Raw genomic sequence first — 14,624 nt, 5'->3', positions numbered from 1 at the left:
AGTAACTGCGACACGCTTGGTCGTGAGCTAATCACAATCGATTTCGAGGCTTTGGTGAGACCACTGCCTAAGTGGTGAAGAACGATGTGTGGCGAGTGGAGTTTTGAGTACCGGGGGCGTACGGTGATGCGTGACAGACCAGCATCAGGACGCGGACGACGTGGAGGAGTCCGAGAACACCGAGAGCGAACAAGAAGAGTTCGAGTTGGAAGGCCAGATGACTCGCGAGGAGGGGGCGGCCATCCTCCGGCGAGTCGCCGACGGCGTCGAGAACGGATCGGTAGAACTCGGCGGGGACGAAGGGTCAGTAACTGTCCCCGAACGGTTCGAGATGGAATTTGAGTACGAGGAAGAAGACGACGAGACCGAACTGGAAGTCGAACTGGAGTGGCCGACGGCCGACGGCGATGCGGCCCCGGCCGAGGAGCCCGACGAGGACGAAGGCGACGAGACGGAGGAAGATAAGGGAAGAGCAGACGACGAAGAGTAGGACAAATCCGTGGGCAGAGTGCCCGTTTTTTGTACCACTGTGATGGATACAGCCTCTCTATTCAGCACGCAGCGTTCAGCAGGTCGCGACTCTGTCACGACGAAGAGGACGAAGACTTCCGATACCCCGTCTAACTGCCGACGCCACCTCGACGACGCATCACTCTTCGGACCAGTCGCCGCCGACGCGGTCGACGCCCATCATCTCCTCGCCCGCGTGCTCCGAGAAGACGACCTTCAGGTTCTCTCGCGGCACGTCGAACCGCTCCCGGAGGACGGTCATCGTCGCCAGCGCGAACGACCGCTTGCGCTCGAACGACCGTCCCTCGCGGACGTCGGCGTTCAGGAAGCAGAGCGGACCGTCGACGGCGCGGCCGAGCGAGAGGTTCTCCGACGAGTGCTCGCGGACGACGACGGCGACGTGACCCGTCGTCGTCGCCATCTCTTCGGCGTACAGGTCCGTCACCGCCGCGGTGAGCGTTCGCTTCTCGTCGGCGGTCAGATCGAGGGTCGTGTCGAACTGGAGCTGTGGCACGGTCGTCGCCACGGGGCCGACGGACCTGAACCCGTCGCTCTCCCGGTGAGACAACTTCAAGTAGCCGACTCTAGTTCCACCCTCTATGGCCGGTACGCTGGCGCTCGACATCGAGACGGTGAGCCCCGACCGCGAACCGACGGAGCAGGCCCAGTTCCGGGACTCCTCGTACTTCGAACTGCTCGCGGTCGGTCTCGGCTACCGGTCGGCGCCCGGCGAACCGGTCGAGACAACGGTGCTCTTCCGTGACGACGACTCCCCCGAGTCGGAACTCGCGCTCGTCGACGCCGTCTGCGAGTGGTGTGCCGACCGACCGGCCGACACGCTCGTCACCTACAACGGCGACGGGTTCGACCTCATCCACCTGCCGGGACGGGCCGACCGCGCCGGCGACGCCGTCGGCGACGACGGCCCCCGCCGGCGAGTCGACGACCTGCTCGCGCTGGACCACGTCGACCTGATGGACGACGTGCAGGCGACGTGGGGCAGTCGCCGGAGCCTCGAGTGGGTGTGCGACGAACTCGGCGTCGAGGTCGAGAAGACCGCCTGGGCCGACTACCGGCACAGTCTCTACCCCGACGACTGGCGATCGTACAGCGACCGCGGCTCTGCCGAGGTGTTGAGCGCGGACGTCCCGCGGTTCGGCGAGCGCTATCTCGCACTCGCCAGCGTCGACGCCCGTGACACGCTCACGTTCCGCGAACTGGAGAGACTGCTGTACGACTACACCGTCTGTGACATCCGACCGCTGTTCGAGATCGCGGATCTGCGACCGCTCGACCCCCGATGACCGATCGCGATCCGGAGACAGGTCAACGTGCCGCGCCGTTGCCTCAGCGCCGCGCCCAGTTCAGCATCCGCTCGTAGAACGGGTCGGACGCCAGCGCCGTCGGGTTGCCGACGAGGACGAGCCCCTTCTTCGCCCGCGTGAGCGCGACGTTCAGCCGACGGTGGTCCTCGAAGATCGGTTCTTCCAGGTTTCCGGTGGCGACGAACGAGACGACGATCACCTCCTTCGAGGAGCCTTGGAACCGGTCGACGGTGTCGACGGTGACGTCGACGCGACGGGCGATCTCGGCGACCTGCGCCCGGAACGGCGCGATGACGCCGACGTCGTCGGCAGCGACGCCGGCCTCGCGGAACGCCCGGACGACGTCGGCGACGCGGTCGGCCTCGACGGGGTTGGTGTTGCCGACGCGCTCCCCCTCGGGGTCGACGAAACTCACCGCGTCCTGTAGCTCCGCGGGGAGCGCGCTGGGGTCGACGCCCGGGAGATGCGACAGTCGCTGGGCGGCTACCTCGCCCGTGGCGGGCCGGAGTTGGCCGTCGTAGAACTCGACTGAGGAGAACGCCTGGATGCGCTGGGCCATCCGGTACTGGCGGTCCAGCATCACCGACGCGTCGGGGTAGCGTTCGATGAGTCGCTGAAAGAGCGATTTCGTGAGGTCGTTCTCCGCGCGGACGACGGGGGGCAACTGCTGGTGGTCGCCGACGAGCACGAACCGGTCGGCGAGGTTGGTCGCCGCGAGCGTGCCGGGTTCGGTGAGTTGGGAGGCCTCGTCGACGAGCGCGACGTCGAACTCCTGTTCGCGCATCACGCGCGACCCACAGGTGGAGGTGGTGGCGGCGACGACCTGCGCGTGGGCCAACTCGGCGACGCGGTCGTTCGGTTCGCCGCGCTGCTCCAGACGGAGGTCCTGCATGTCCTCGCGGACGCCGGTCTCTGTGCCAACTCTCACGATGTCTTCGCATCCCTGGTCGCGCAGTGCCTCCAGCGCGTTGTCGACGGCGCGGTTCGTGAACGCCGAGAGCAGCACCCGATTACCGTCGTCGACGAGCGCGCGGATCGTCCGGGCGATGGTGTACGTCTTTCCCGTCCCCGGCGGGCCGTGGACGAGCGCACAGTCCTCGGCGTTCACCGCGAGGTTGACCGCGGCGTTCTGCGACTCGTTGTTGTCGATGTAGATCTCCTCGTTCTCCTCGAACTCGGGTTCGCGTCGCCCGAACAGCACGTCTTTCCGGTCGGGGTCGCCCTTCAGGAGCGCGTCGTGGAGCGCGGTGAGCATCCGGTCGACAGAGATCTCCGAGGGGTAGACGTCGAGTCGGCGGAGTTCGACCGGTTCGTCGGTCGTGACGACGACCTCGTCGTCGAGTCGTTCGATCCGCCCCAACTCGGCGTGGCCGGAGACGGGGTCGCCGTCGCTGGCGAGGGCGATGTCACCCTCGCGGAGTTTGGAGACGGCGTCGTCGGTCTTCCGTGCCCGCAACTCCCAGCGGCCACCGTCGATCTCTGTCTGGCTCTGCGGGTCGAGATCGATGATAGCCCGGTCGTCTGCCGCCCGCTCCTCGGCCGACTGCTCCCAGAGTTTGCGGTACTCGCGGTGGACCTCGCGACGTTCCTCCTCCAGCGCCCGGTACAGTCGGTCGAAGTAGTCGCGTTCGTCCTCGGGGAGCGGCGTCCCGATCTTCCCCGCTTTCGACTCCTGATCGAGTCGTCCCGAGACGACCATGCAGGTATCCTTCTCGAAGCAGTACTCGCACTTGGCGTCCGCCTCGAACCCGGTCGGGACGGAGACGTCGAACTCCATCGCGGCGAGTTCGTTGCGCGTGCGGACGACGAAGTCGAGGAAGCCCTTGCCGATGGAGAACTCCTTTGCGGGCGAGAGGTCACCGGACTCCTCGGTACGGTCGAGAGCGGTGTTCTTGGTGTAGAGCAGGGTTCCGGTGTCGGTGGGGACGCCGCGCTCGGCGAGCATCAGCGCGTAGCAGGCCGCCTGCACCTTGTCCTGAAATCTGGGGTCGCGCTTGGTGTTCTTCCCCGTCTTCAGCTCGACCGGCATCCCGCGGCGGAGCGCGTCCGCGCGACCCTTGAGGCCGAACGTCGGCGAGATGAGCGTGTACTCCGAGCGCCAGGCGTCCTCCTCGGTCAGCGTCCCCTGCGCCAACCACCCCTCGATGGCGGCGGCGTTCTGCCGCACCTCGTCTGCGACCTCCTCGCGCTCGCGCCCGAGCAGGCCGAGTTCGAGGCCGGCTTCTTCGACACGATCCTCGATGGCGGGTTCGAGATCCTGTCCGCGCAGCAGGTCGCCGAACACCTCGTGGACGATAGTCCCCTTGACGACGGGGTAGTTCAGCGGAATCCCCGACAGCTTGTTCAGATAGTACATCCGGGGACACTGCACCCACGAGCGGATGGCGGTCACGTTGACGAGGAACCCCGGTTCGAGGACGACGTAGGACTCTTTGGAGGTCGTGTAGCCCACCTCGCCACCGAACTCGTTTTCTTCCGCTTCGGTGACGAGCAGCTCCATCCCCTCTTCGGCGTGCTCCGCGGTGTGGGTCCACTTCCCCCAGAGCGTCACGTCGACCGGCTCCGACCTGTCTGCGGGTGCCTCGTCGGGCCGAACTGTGACCTCGACGAGGTCGCGCTCGCCGTACTTCGTGTTGACGCTGCGCGGCTCTCCGACTGCGACGATGGGACCCCGAACGTTCACTATCCGTGTGTGTCGTCGGGGTCGAAAAACGCTGTCGGTCGGCAGAGTCGGCGTTCCGAGAACGCACGCCGTGACTGCCCCGCGACCACAGCACCGAAGTAGAGTCACCACCCAGAGCGGGTATGGCACCCCGACTCTCGGACAGACAGATAACCGTCGTCACGCGGGCGTTCGTCGCCCTGCTCTTCCTCGTCGTCCTCGTCAGCGCGTACTTCCAACTGCAGACCGGCGGCCTCTTCGAGTTGCTCGAAGTCGCCGTCAGCCTCTACGTCGTCTCGCTCGTCGCGCTCGCGGTCTTCCGCGGCGGGTTCGACACGCGCCGGTTCCGCATCGCGCTCTACGCCGGCGTCGTCGCGTGGGCGCTCGTGAACTTCGTCGGCGGGACCCAGACCGTCGTCACGATTCTGCTGCTCGTCCTCGGATCGCTCCTGTTGACCCGGGAACTCACGTTCGGGAGCGACTGACGGCGGCCGACACGTCGCCGCCGTCCGTGGTCTCGCCCCCGGTGTGAGAGAGACCGACACGCTCTTTCTCTGCACCCTCCAAGACACGCCATGCGCGTCAGAGACTGGTCGGACATCCTCCGCGGCGTCACCGAGAGCGGCGACGACCCCGACGAGTGGCGAGCGGTGGCCGGACAGCGCCGCACGGGCGTCGGCGAGGACCTCTATCTCGGCCACCCGACCGTGGGTGTGTTCCACCTCAAGACGTACGCGAAGAACCCCTACGAGCTGAAGGGCGTCGGCACGCAGGTCGCCCGCAAGGTCGACGGCGACGTCGACTCGCTTCTGCCCCGCCGCGACGACTCGACGGGTCGGTTCGCCGTCCGTGGCGCGCCGGAGGACGAAGACCACGCGAAGTCGATGGCGAAGCGGCTGGCGGAGACGCTGAAGGTCCACGCCGACGCGCCGACGACGGGCGAGGACCTCTTCAGCGACGTGATGGACGCCGTCGACAGCCCGGCGTTCGGGCCGATGGAGTTCGAGCTCTCCGAGCGACCGGAGCGACTGCAAGAGCTGTCGACGACGTTCGAAGACGCCGAGGAGGTGCTGGAGGCCGAACTCGACGACCTCGTCGAGCGCGACGAGATCAGCCGCGGCTTCCAGTGAACTTCTCGCCGCCCGCGCCCGCAGCGCTCGCAGAGCGTTCAAATGCCCCGCGCCCGTCCACTCTCCTATGAGCGCCGAAGAGACGGTCCTCGACTACTACGAGGCACTCCGCCGCGGCGAACCGCTGTACCCCTACTTCACCGAGGGCGAGGACGTGGTGAAGTTCGGTATCGGCGAGCGACTGACCGGCTACGACGCCGTCGCCGAGGGACTCCGCGAGCAGACGCGGACGACCGACGACTGGCACGTCGAGAGTCGGAACCTCCGCGTCGTCGAGCGCGACGGCCACGCGGCGTTCAGCGACGACGTCCGGATGGAGTGGCGCGACACCGAGAAGGGAGTCGACCGCGCGTTCGACACGCGGTGGAGCGGCACGCTGGCGGTGCGGTCCACCGGGGTCGACGGAGACGACGCGGCGAACGACGCCGACGACGAGTGGCTGTTCGTCGGGATGCACGTGAGCACGGCCCACCCCGTCGACGACTGATGGTGGGGCCGAGTCTCACGGACGAAGAGAAACGTAGCGCCTCGTTGCAGTTCAAACTCGTGTTCGTGCTCGTCGTCGGCGTCTCCGCGGCCGTGCTCGCCCTGCAGGTGCAGGGGTCGTTGGTGCAGGTCGCCGCAACGGGCGTCGGTGGCCTCCTCGTCGGGTGGATTCTCATCGCCTACCTGTCGCACATCGTCCCGTCGAACGGGCGGTACGACTGACGGCGGAAGTCGCAGTCGAGCGTCGGAACGGAGAGACCTCAGGCGACCCGTCGCACCCACCGCTCGGGGTGGTCGAGTTCGTCGTCGGTCGGGAGGTTGTCGGGGTGGTCCCACACCTTGCTCGCCGTGGCGACGCCGCGGGCGTCGGCGACGGCCTCGAAGAACGCCGCACCGCGTTCGTACTGCCGGCGTTTCAAGCCGAGACCGAGCAGGCGACGGACGAGCATTGCGACCGGGCCGCCGCCGCGCCGACGAGCGTCGAGTTTCTGCCGGAGGTCGGCGTAGTCGTCGTCGAACGCGCGGTCCATCAGCAGTTCGGCGTACCCCTCGACGGCCGTCATCGCCGTGTCGAGTTCGCGGAACGCCTGTCGGTCGAGACTCCCCTCCGAGAGCGCGTCGACCCCCTCCTCCATCCGCTCTTCGAGGTAGCCCGAGAGCCACGGGGCGGAGCCGAACTCGGCGGCGTGGGAGACCTCGTGGAAGGCGATCCAGCGACGGAACCGTGGGTAGTCGACGTCCAGCGAGTCGGCGACACGTCTGATGTTCGGGTGGACGAAGTAGAGGCCGTGGTCGGTGTCGTCGGCCTCCGCGAGCAGCAGCGGGTCGTACTGGCCGAGGACGTTCTTGCCGAGAAACGAGAGCATGAACGCCATCGTGCCGGTGTTGGCGACGCGGGCGACGCCGGGGAAGACGCCCTGTCCTTTCTCCTCGATGGGGCGCATCACGCGCTCGAACGTCTCGACGTTGGCGTCGATCCAGTGGTGGCGGTTCTGTATCTCGATGGCGTTCGGGAGGTCGAACTCGACCTCGCCGACGGTCTGGAGACGCGTCCGGGCGTCCTGTACGTCGGTCTTGTACCCCATCTGTTCGTCGGCCGAGAGAGAGAGCTCGCCGGGCGGGGTGGAGGCTTTCGCGGCCTCGGCGACGGCGTCCCAGTCGACGATGCCCGTTCCGGAGGCACCGGTGACCGCACGGACGCTGCGGTAGATGTTCATACCTCTACTGCGAGACGGCGAGACAAAACCCTTGTGCGAAGCCGTGACGTCGGGCGTGATGGTCGCTCGGTTCGCCGGCGCTCTCGTCCGTCGCTCACCGACACGGGTCGTCTCTGCGTGACCACGTTACGGTGCGATCACCAGCTTCCCGAGGAAACTGTCCTCAAGCACGGCGCGCTGGGCTTCCGCGGCCTCGTCGAGGTCGTACGTTCGGGCGACCGAGATCTCCAGGTCGCCCTGGTCGACCAGATAGCCGACTTTCTCCAGCGTGGCCGACAGATCGGGCGTGTTGAACATGCTCATCAGCGTCACCTGCAGATCTTTCCCTCTCGCGGCCGACGACTGCGAGAGGCCGATCTGCGGGTCGTTCTCGCCGATGCCGACGACCCTGCACCCGAGATTCGCCACGTCGGCGTCGAACTGGAGATAGTCATCGAGGCGGTGGTCGAGAATTACGTCGACGCCGCCGTCGCCCGCTTCGACCACCGCGTCCGCCAAGTCGTCGCGGTCGTAGTCGAGCACGACGTCGGCCCCGAGGTCGACGACCTGTTCGTGGTACTCCGGTGCCGCGGTCGTGACGACGTGTGCGCCCGTCGCGGCGGCGATCTGGACCGCCGCGTGGCCGACGCCGCCGCTCCCGCCGTGGATCAGCGCCACGTCGGCGGGCTTGAGGTTCGCGTGATCGACGAGCGCCCGCCACGCTGTGACGCCCGCGACGCCGAGTCCACCGGCAGCCGCGAGGTCGACGTCGTCGTCGACGACGGCGAGGCGGTCGGTCGGAACGCAGGCGTACTCGGCGTACCCGCCGTAGTGGTCCTTGCCGATTCCCGTGCCGACGACGCTGTCGCCCTCGGCGAAGCCATCGACGCCCTCGCCGACGGCGACGACCTCGCCCGCGACGTCGACGCCGGGGATCATCGGCATCGTAAACGGCTGGTACGACCCCTCGCGGAAGTAGGTGTCGACGGGGTTGACGCCCGCGCCGTGGACCTGTACGAGTACCTGGCCGGGCGCCGGGTCCGGTCGGTCGACCTCGTCTACCTGCAGTACGTCGGTGTCTCCGTGTTCGTGGAAGCGGACTGCGCGCATGGTGGAGAGTGACACGTCAGAGGGAATAAAACCGATAGAAGCGGAAGGAGACGTCGAGAGGGGATACGGGACGGACCTGACGAACTGATCGAGGCTGGACCGCTGTGGCCCGGCTGTATAGAGAGCGCATAGCCGGCACGGATGACTCGACGCTGGGCTGTTCTTCTTCTCTGAGAACCGGGAATACGGCTATTTGGAGACGAGTCGTACTCTTCTTCATGAGTATTATCGTCGAATTCTCTCTCGACACCACGGACTTCCTCTTCGGGTCTGTTTTGGCACCCGTCGAGGAGATGAGCATCGACCTCGAGGCCATCGTGCCCACTGGCAATCTAATCCTGCCGTACTTCTGGGCGACCGGCAAGGACTTCGAGGCGTTCGAACGACACGTCCTCGACGACCCCGACGTCGGGGGTATCACCCAACTGGACCGCGTGGACGATACCGCCCTCTACCGCGTGGAGTGGGCGTCGGACCTCGATGGCGTCATCCACCTGCTCGCCGAAACCAACGCCGTGATCCTCGAGGGGACGAGCAGCGACCGCACCTGGTTCTTCCGGGTGCGGTTTCCCTCTCACGACCAGGTGGCGGACTTCTACAACTACTGTTCCGAGCAGTCCATCAAACTGCACGTCGAGAGCGTCTACACGCTCCAGGAGGCCTCGCGGGCGGGCCGCAAGTTCGAGCTCAGCCAACCCCAGCGCGAGGCGCTGGTACTCGCTATCGAGAAGGGATACTTTTCGGTACCCCGGAAAACGAACCTCTCGGAGATCGCCGCGGACCTCGGTATCTCTCAGCAGGCGGCCTCGAAGAACGTGCGTCGGGGCGCAGAGAAGGTGTTGCGAGCGTGCATGCTCGAACACGTTGGGACCACGGGGCGACCGGAGGAGGAGAATACGGACACAGCCGGAGATAAATAAACGGTTGTCATAACCACCGACGAGAACATTCGGGGAGGGGTTGTGTGTCTGGTTGCGATGAGCGTAATCAACAGAGACGGCAATATGCGGAAGCGGCTCTGTGCCGTCTTGACGCATCCGCAGCGTCACGGGGTGCTACAGACGCTTCGTGGGGGGAACGCGCTGGCCGTCGAGACAGTGGCTGAGAGGCTCGTCGCGACCGATGGGGGGGACGGCGACGCCATGGCAGACGGACGCCGCGTCGCGCTCCGCCCGCACTCCATGCATCTCCCCAAACCGGCTGGGGTGAACGCAACTACCGACAACCGGAGGGGAGCGGCAGTGACGCGTAGTCCGAACATATCGCCCGCGTACGAACTTGTGAGCCAAGTAGCAGAGGCACCCGTTCGACCGACTGAGTCGAGTCGAGACGACTCCGGAGGTGACTGAGATGGTCCAAGTAGTCTGCAAGGAGTGCGGACGGCGACAGTCGGTCGGAATCTTCAGCCAGTTCGTGTGTGAGTCCTGTGGCGGTGACGATCTCACCGCCCCCGCTAACGAGTAGCCCAGCCCTAAAGGCGTACTTCGCCACTGCTCATGACCGAGACAATTCAGGGTGACGTCCTCCACGTCATCCCGCCAGACGAACTGGGTGAGCACGACTTGGAGCCTGGTCTTCAAGCGCTGGCCGACTCGCGGTACGTACTCGTACTCCGCAAGGGAGGTCACCCCTCGATACTGGACCTTCTCGTGGCGTTCGTCCGTCGCAACCCAATCCAGGTTGCGACTGTCGTGACCGACCAGCGTGTCGACGAGGACGACGAAGTTACCCTGACGGTCGAAGAAACGGATATGGAGGGCGTCTACGTCACAGCGGCCTCTGGACCAGACGCACAGAAGTGACAGACTCGGTCGTTGTTCTCTCTGTAGAACGAGAACCGTCTTCTCTGAGCACGCTGGAGGTGGCACTCGTTCCGACCGTCCACGTCGGTGTCCTCGTGACCGGGTCGTCCTCTACATTCGGCACACCAGTTACGTCGAGAGCCAAACAGGTTCAGAGAAGCGTACGAGAGACGTTGCATCTTCGTCGCACACAACGTCCCGCCGAGAACGGCAGGACTAACTCCCGTTTCCGACTAGCCGATGCATGGACGTGTTCGTCGCCGGCGGGTGTTCGTACAACGCGATGGTCTATCTCGACGAGTTCCCCCGAGAGACGGAGACACACAGCGCGAGGAACTTCCAGGAGACGGTCGGGTCGACCGGCGCGGGGAAGACGCTGAACCTCGGCCGCCTGGGGATGGACGTGACGTTCCACGCCACGATCGGTCAGGACCGCTACGGCGAGATAATCGAAGAGACGTTCGCGGCGGAACCGGCGACGTTCCTCCACGACGTAGACCCGAACGGCACCGAGCGACACGTCAATCTGATGAACGCCGACGGCGAGCGCATCAGTATCTTCGTCGTCGAGTCGACCCCGGACCTCGATATCGACTACGACCGACTCGACGACCTCGTCGAGACCAGCGACGCGTTCGTCGTCAACCCGGTCGACTACACCCGTCCGCTCCTCGCGACGGCCGAGCGGGCCGATACGCCGGTCTGGTGTGACGTCCACGACTACGACGGCGAGGACCCTCACTTCGAGGCGTTCGTCGAGGCCGCCGACTACCTCTTTCTGAGCGAGGAAGGGATCGACGACGCCCGCGGGTTCATGCGCGAACAGGTCGACGCCGGCACGGAACTGGTCGTCTGCACTCGGGGGGCCGACGGGTCGACGGCGCTCACGAGCGACGGGACGTGGGTCGAGCTGCCCGCAGAACCGTTCGAGATGGTCGACACGAACGGTGCCGGCGACGCCTACGTGTCGGGGTTCCTCTACGGACACGCCCAGGGTGAGGACGTCGAGACCTGTCTGCGACTGGGGACGCTCGCCGGCGGGCTCGCGGTGGAGTCGTGGGAGCTCGCCCACCCCGACCTCTCGGCCGACCGGCTCGCCATCGAGTACGAGCGACATTACGGCGACGCCGAGTAGCTCTCACCGCACCGTGTACCCGCCGTCGACGACGATGCACGCGCCGGTCATGTAGCGCGAGGCGTCGCTGGCGAGGAAGACGGCGGTCGGAGCGACGTCCTCCGGTCCGGCGATTTCGTCCATCAGCATCTCCGACTCCCAGATCTCGTCGATGTCCGGGTCGACGGCGTCGGCCTGGTCGGTGTTGTCGGTGCGGATGTAGCCCGGTGCGACGGTGTTCACGCGGATGTCGTGTTCGGCCCACTCGGAAGCCAGTTGGCGGGTGAACGACTCGATCCCTCCTTTCGAGGCGTTGTAGGCGACCTGTCGCTGCGGGTAGTTTGCGACGAACGCCGACATCGAAGAGACGCTCAGAATCGATCCGCCGCCGGACGCCATCATCTCCCGTCCGACGTACTTCGAGCAGAGGAACGTCCCTTTGAGGTTGACGTCGACGACCGAGTCCCACTCCTCCTCGGTCATCGTCTCGGCGGCCTCGTGGACGACGATGCCCGCGTTGTTGACGAGCACGTCGATCTCGCCGAACGCCTCGACGACGGTGTCGACCATCGCCCGTACCGACGCCTCGTCGGCGACGTCGGTCTCAACCGCGAGCGTCTCGACGCCCGTCGAGTCGGCGATCTCTGCGGCTGCTTCTCGTCCAGACTCTCCGTTCCGGTTCGCGACGACGACGTCCGCGCCCGCCTCGGCGAGCGCCCCGGCGATCTCGCGGCCGATGCCACGGTTGCCGCCGGTGACGATCGCGGTCTGTCCGTCCAGTCTGAACCGATCGAGAACTGTCATGGCTGTGGGTCACGGAGCGGCGTCATAAGTCACGGGGTGGGGGAAGTCCGAACGCCTTTGCCGTCCCCCGGCGAAGCACCCGGCCATGGGATTGAAACGAGTCGGCATGGCGCTGTTCGGCGTCGGTGTGTTCATCGGAACGCTCGCTCTCGTCGCCGTCGAGTATCTGGACCCCGAACTCAGCGCGAACGTCGTGTTGGGGGCCATCGGCCTCGTCGTCCTCGGCGTTCTCGTCGGCGGCGTCGGCGTCGTCCGCACCGAGGCGAAATGGGAACCCTGAACCGAGTAAAGATTCGTAAGAATCGGCAAACGAAAGCGGCTTTTCTGGCAGGTCTTGGCCTAGATGGATGGGATTTAAGCACATACCTCGCACGCTTACGGACGCATGAAGCTTCACGAATATCAGGCGAAGGATATCTTCGCCGATGCCGGGATTCCCGTCCCTGACTCCCGGCTCGCGTCGAGCGTCGACGAAGTGATGGCGGCCGTAGAGGAGATCGGCTACCCGGCAGCCATCAAGGCGCAGGTTCACGTCGGTGGCCGCGGGAAGGCCGGCGGCATCAAGATCGCGACGAGCGAGGAGGAGGCCCGCGAGGCCGCCGACTCCATCCTCGGGATGGACCTCAAAGGCTACACCGTCGAACAGGTGCTCGTCGAAGCCGGCGTCGATTTCAAGAACGAACTCTACGTCGGCGTCACGATGGACCGCGCCGAGGGCAAGCCGGTCGCGATGATCTCGACGGAGGGTGGCGTCGACATCGAGGAGGTCGCAGCGGAGACCCCCGACGCCATCGCCCGCGAACACATCGACCCCGCCTTCGGCATGCACCCGTATCAGGCCCGAAAGGTCTGCTACGAGGCCGGCATCCCGAAGGAGGTCGCCCTCGACGTCGCCTCGATCCTCACGACGCTCTACGAACTCTACGAGTCGAAAGACGCCTCGGAGATCGAGGTCAACCCCGTGATGATCACGGAGGACGACGAGGTCGTCGCGGCCGACGCCGTGATGAACATCGACGACGACGCGCTGTTCCGCCAGCCCGACCTCGCCGAGATGGAGGAGGAGACTTACGAGGACGATCTGGAGCGGAAAGCCGGCGAATACGGCTTCGACTACGTCCGTCTCTCGGGGAACGTCGGCATCATCGGCAACGGTGCAGGTCTCGTCATGACGACGCTCGACCTCGTCGACCACTACGGCGGCACGCCCGCCAACTTCCTCGACATCGGCGGCGGCGCGAAGGCCGAGCGCGTGACGAACGCGCTGGACATGGTGTTCTCCGACGAGAACGTCGACGCGGTCGTCTTCAACATCTTCGGCGGCATCACCCGCGGCGACGAGGTCGCCAAGGGGATCAACGAGGCGCTGGAGTCGTTCGACGAGATCCCGAAGAAGGTCGTCGTCCGCCTCGCCGGCACCAACGCCGAGGAGGGGATGGAGATCCTCAACACCGACCTCGTGGAAGTAGAAGAGACACTCGAAGACGCCGTACAGCAGGCGGTCAAGAACGCTGAGGAGGCAAACGAATGAGCATTCTCGTCGACGACGACACGCGCGTCGTGGTACAGGGCATCACCGGTGGGGAAGGGAAGTTCCACACCGAACAGATGATGGAGTACGGGACGAACGTCGTAGCCGGTGCGGTCCCCGGCAAAGGTGGACAGAAGGTCCACGGCATCCCCGTCTACGACACGGTCGACGAAGCGGTCGAGAAGCAGGACGCCGACGCCTCGGTCGTCTTCGTTCCGCCGTCGTTCGCGGCCGACGCCGTCTTCGAGGCGCTCGACACGGACCTCGAGTTCGTCGTCGCCATCACCGAGGGCATCCCGACGCAGGACATGGCCAAGGTGAACAAGCGCCTCTCGGAGACCGACACGCGCCTGCTCGGCCCGAACTGTCCGGGCATCATCACGCCCGGTGAGGCCAAACTCGGCATCCTGCCGGGCAACATCTTCACCGACGGCAACGTCGGGCTCGTCTCCCGTTCGGGGACGCTCACCTACCAGGTGGTCGACAACCTGACCCAGCGCGGCATCGGCCAGACTACCGCCGTCGGTATCGGCGGCGACCCCATCATCGGCACCTCGTTCGTCGACGCCCTCGAACTGTTCGAGGCCGACGAGGAGACCGAAGCCGTAGTCATGTGCGGTGAGATCGGTGGCGAGGACGAGGAGCAGGCCGCGAAGTTCATCGCCGAGAACATGGACACGCCGGTCGCCGGCTTCATCGCGGGCCGCACCGCCCCGCCGGGCAAGCGCATGGGTCACGCCGGTGCCATCGTCTCCGGCAGCGGAACCGGCACGGCCGAGTCCAAGATCAGCGCCCTGAACGACGCGAGCGTCCCGGTCGGCGACACACCGGAAGAAGTCGCAGACCACATCGAGAGTTTCCTGTAGGACTCGCTCGGCGTTCGTTCTTTGCGTCTTTTGCTTTGTCACCTCACCCGGCGAGCGACGCGACAGCTACTGCTCGCTGCGGTGAAAG

17 protein-coding genes are annotated in these 14,624 nt (G+C 65.9%); 12 read left to right on the top strand and 5 right to left on the bottom strand.

The genetic code is table 11. The annotated features are described in order from the left end of the window. Positions 1-130 precede the first annotated feature (130 nt). Positions 131-490 (top strand): amphi-Trp domain-containing protein, encoded by a 360-nt coding sequence (locus BSG17_RS09395; protein WP_211609096.1) that lies wholly within the window; start codon positions 131-133, stop codon positions 488-490. Positions 491-649: 159 nt separating this feature from the next. Here BSG17_RS09395 and BSG17_RS09390 read toward each other — a convergent pair whose 3' ends face one another. Next, positions 650-1,024, bottom strand: a complete 375-nt coding sequence (locus BSG17_RS09390; RefSeq protein ID WP_089823900.1) for a tautomerase — start codon at positions 1,022-1,024, stop codon at positions 650-652. 85 nt (positions 1,025-1,109) lie between these two features. Here BSG17_RS09390 and BSG17_RS09385 point away from each other — a divergent pair, with 85 nt between their 5' ends. After that, positions 1,110-1,814 (top strand): ribonuclease H-like domain-containing protein, encoded by a 705-nt coding sequence (locus BSG17_RS09385; RefSeq protein ID WP_089823350.1) that lies wholly within the window; start codon positions 1,110-1,112, stop codon positions 1,812-1,814. 43 nt (positions 1,815-1,857) lie between these two features. Here BSG17_RS09385 and BSG17_RS09380 read toward each other — a convergent pair whose 3' ends face one another. Then, positions 1,858-4,518: an AAA domain-containing protein gene (locus BSG17_RS09380; RefSeq protein ID WP_089823348.1), complete on the bottom strand. Its 2,661-nt coding sequence runs from the start codon at positions 4,516-4,518 to the stop codon at positions 1,858-1,860. Between the two features lie 122 nt (positions 4,519-4,640). Here BSG17_RS09380 and BSG17_RS09375 point away from each other — a divergent pair, with 122 nt between their 5' ends. The 4 genes from BSG17_RS09375 (at position 4,641) to BSG17_RS09360 (ending at position 6,335) form a co-directional block, all read left to right on the top strand. Further along, entirely contained in the window at positions 4,641-4,982 is a 342-nt protein-coding gene (locus BSG17_RS09375; RefSeq protein WP_089823346.1) for a hypothetical protein, read from the top strand. 90 nt (positions 4,983-5,072) lie between these two features. Continuing rightward, positions 5,073-5,627, top strand: coding sequence for a hypothetical protein (locus BSG17_RS09370; RefSeq protein WP_089823344.1), 555 nt, complete (start codon positions 5,073-5,075; stop codon positions 5,625-5,627). 67 nt (positions 5,628-5,694) lie between these two features. Then, positions 5,695-6,114 (top strand): nuclear transport factor 2 family protein, encoded by a 420-nt coding sequence (locus tag BSG17_RS09365; protein WP_089823342.1) that lies wholly within the window; start codon positions 5,695-5,697, stop codon positions 6,112-6,114. Next, positions 6,114-6,335 carry a hypothetical protein gene (locus tag BSG17_RS09360; RefSeq protein ID WP_089823340.1) on the top strand — a complete coding sequence of 74 codons (222 nt, stop codon included), beginning with the start codon at positions 6,114-6,116 and terminating at the stop codon, positions 6,333-6,335. Before BSG17_RS09365 ends, BSG17_RS09360 begins: the two co-directional genes overlap by 1 nt. Before the next feature lie 38 nt (positions 6,336-6,373). Here BSG17_RS09360 and BSG17_RS09355 read toward each other — a convergent pair whose 3' ends face one another. Next, a complete protein-coding gene (locus BSG17_RS09355; protein WP_089823338.1) occupies positions 6,374-7,330 on the bottom strand; it encodes a zinc-dependent metalloprotease in 957 nt (318 codons plus the stop codon). Positions 7,331-7,456: 126 nt separating this feature from the next. Further along, a complete protein-coding gene (locus BSG17_RS09350; protein WP_089823336.1) occupies positions 7,457-8,419 on the bottom strand; it encodes a quinone oxidoreductase family protein in 963 nt (320 codons plus the stop codon). A 218-nt stretch (positions 8,420-8,637) separates the two neighbouring features. Between BSG17_RS09350 and BSG17_RS09345 the strand changes: the two genes are divergently transcribed. The 3 genes from BSG17_RS09345 to BSG17_RS09330 all read left to right on the top strand — a co-directional run bounded on the left by BSG17_RS09345 (position 8,638) and on the right by BSG17_RS09330 (position 11,356). Beyond that, on the top strand, positions 8,638-9,339 hold the full coding sequence (locus tag BSG17_RS09345; protein WP_089823334.1) for a helix-turn-helix domain-containing protein: 702 nt from the start codon (positions 8,638-8,640) through the stop codon (positions 9,337-9,339). A 576-nt stretch (positions 9,340-9,915) separates the two neighbouring features. Further along, entirely contained in the window at positions 9,916-10,221 is a 306-nt protein-coding gene (locus tag BSG17_RS09335; RefSeq protein WP_089823330.1) for a DUF7526 family protein, read from the top strand. A gap of 244 nt (positions 10,222-10,465) precedes the next feature. Continuing rightward, positions 10,466-11,356 (top strand): carbohydrate kinase family protein, encoded by an 891-nt coding sequence (locus BSG17_RS09330; protein WP_089823328.1) that lies wholly within the window; start codon positions 10,466-10,468, stop codon positions 11,354-11,356. A gap of 3 nt (positions 11,357-11,359) precedes the next feature. Here BSG17_RS09330 and BSG17_RS09325 read toward each other — a convergent pair whose 3' ends face one another. Then, positions 11,360-12,139 carry an SDR family NAD(P)-dependent oxidoreductase gene (locus BSG17_RS09325; protein ID WP_089823326.1) on the bottom strand — a complete coding sequence of 260 codons (780 nt, stop codon included), beginning with the start codon at positions 12,137-12,139 and terminating at the stop codon, positions 11,360-11,362. A gap of 85 nt (positions 12,140-12,224) precedes the next feature. Here BSG17_RS09325 and BSG17_RS09320 point away from each other — a divergent pair, with 85 nt between their 5' ends. The 3 genes from BSG17_RS09320 (at position 12,225) to sucD (ending at position 14,536) form a co-directional block, all read left to right on the top strand. Then, positions 12,225-12,419 (top strand): hypothetical protein, encoded by a 195-nt coding sequence (locus BSG17_RS09320; protein ID WP_089823324.1) that lies wholly within the window; start codon positions 12,225-12,227, stop codon positions 12,417-12,419. A gap of 105 nt (positions 12,420-12,524) precedes the next feature. Then, positions 12,525-13,670 carry an ADP-forming succinate--CoA ligase subunit beta gene (gene sucC, locus BSG17_RS09315; RefSeq protein ID WP_089823322.1) on the top strand — a complete coding sequence of 382 codons (1,146 nt, stop codon included), beginning with the start codon at positions 12,525-12,527 and terminating at the stop codon, positions 13,668-13,670. Beyond that, on the top strand, positions 13,667-14,536 hold the full coding sequence (sucD, locus tag BSG17_RS09310; RefSeq protein ID WP_089823319.1) for a succinate--CoA ligase subunit alpha: 870 nt from the start codon (positions 13,667-13,669) through the stop codon (positions 14,534-14,536). The genes sucC and sucD overlap by 4 nt, the downstream gene beginning before the upstream one ends. Positions 14,537-14,624 lie beyond the last annotated feature (88 nt).

The organism is Halogranum amylolyticum (assembly GCF_900110465.1).
GTDB classification, from domain to species: Archaea; Halobacteriota; Halobacteria; order Halobacteriales; family Haloferacaceae; genus Halogranum; species Halogranum amylolyticum.
This window is presented reverse-complemented; position numbering and strand designations above follow the sequence as displayed.